At 65.1% G+C, this 1,386-nt stretch carries 1 protein-coding gene and 1 pseudogene; both read left to right on the top strand.

Annotated elements, in window-relative coordinates; translation table 11 throughout:
• Positions 1–480, top strand: a pseudogene (locus tag I5M_RS18455) (branched-chain amino acid ABC transporter permease); the annotation flags it as partial.
• 3 nt (positions 481–483) lie between these two features.
• Positions 484–1,386, top strand: a 903-nt coding sequence (locus tag I5M_RS18450) for a branched-chain amino acid ABC transporter permease (RefSeq protein WP_022722747.1), incomplete at its 3' end; no start/stop codon positions are given.

The raw sequence follows: 1,386 nt of genomic DNA, 5'->3' as shown, positions 1-1,386 counted from the left end.
CTGATCTCGACGCATCAGGCCGGCATGATCGGCGTGACGCTGGTTCTGCTGATCCTGCTGTACTTCTTCTTCCAGTATACCCGCGTCGGTCTCGCCATGCGGGCCGCGGCGGCCCAGCCTGAATCGGCCCGGCTGGTCGGCATCAACACTTCGTGGATGGTGGCGCTGGGCTGGGGCATGGCGGCGGCGATCGGCTCGATCGCCGGCATGCTGATCGCCCCGGTGGTGTTCCTCGAACCGAACATGATGGGCGGCGTGCTGATCTACGGCTTTGCCGCGGCGGTGCTCGGTGGATTGACCAGCCCGCTCGGTGCCGTGGTCGGTGGTTTTCTGGTCGGCGTCTTCGAGAACCTCGCCGGCACCTACATCCCGGGCGTCGGCAACGAGCTGAAACTGCCGATCGCGCTGGCCTTGATCATCACCGTCCTGGTCGTCCGCCCCAATGGCCTGTTCGGCCGCACCATCGTCAAGCGAGTCTGAGCCATGAGCGCGCTGCAGGAAATCGTCGACTCCACGCCGATCGAGACCACGCCGAAGAAATACATGGCACTCGGCACCTACTCCTCCATCTTGGTGGTGGCGCTGCTGTGCGTCGCACCGCTGTTCATGAAGAACTTCGTCATCTTCCAGATGACGATGGTGCTGATCTACGCCATCGCGGTTCTGGCGCTGAACATCCTGACCGGCGGTTCGGGTCAGTTCTCGCTCGGCCAGAGCGCGTTCTACGCCGTCGGCGCCTATACGGCGGCGATTCTGATGGAGAACTTCAACGTCAACTACGCCCTGACGCTGCCGGTGTGCGGCGCCCTGTGCTTCGTGTTCGGCTATCTGTTCGGCCTGCCGGCGTTGCGGCTGTCCGGAATCTATCTGGCGCTCGCGACTTTCGCGCTCGCCACGGCGATGCCGCAGCTGCTCAAGCTCAACTACTTCGAAGGCTGGACCGGCGGCGTCCAGGGTCTCGTCGTCACCAAGCCGGACGCCCCGTTCGGGCTGCCGGTGTCGCAGGACATGTGGCTCTATTACTTCACGCTGGCGGTCTCGATGGCGATTTACGTCGCCTCGGTGAACCTGCTGAAATCGCGGTCCGGCCGGGCCATGATGGCGATCCGCGACAACGAGATCGCGGCGTCCGCCATGGGCGTCGACGTCGCCCGTTACAAGACGCTGGCGTTCGGCGTCTCGGCGGGCATCACCGGCGTCGCCGGCGCGCTCGGCGCCATCGCGGTGCAGTTCGTCGCGCCGGACAGCTACACCATCCAGCTCGCCATCGCGCTGTTCCTCGGCATGGTGGTCGGCGGCGTGGGTTGGCTCCCGGGATCGATCGTCGGTGCCGCGTTCATCGTGTTCGTGCCCAACATCGCCGAAGGCGTCTCCAAGGGTCTGTCG

The sequence above is a fragment of the Rhodopseudomonas sp. B29 genome, from assembly GCF_000333455.1.
Lineage (GTDB): Bacteria > Pseudomonadota > Alphaproteobacteria > Rhizobiales > Xanthobacteraceae > Rhodopseudomonas.
This window is presented reverse-complemented; position numbering and strand designations above follow the sequence as displayed.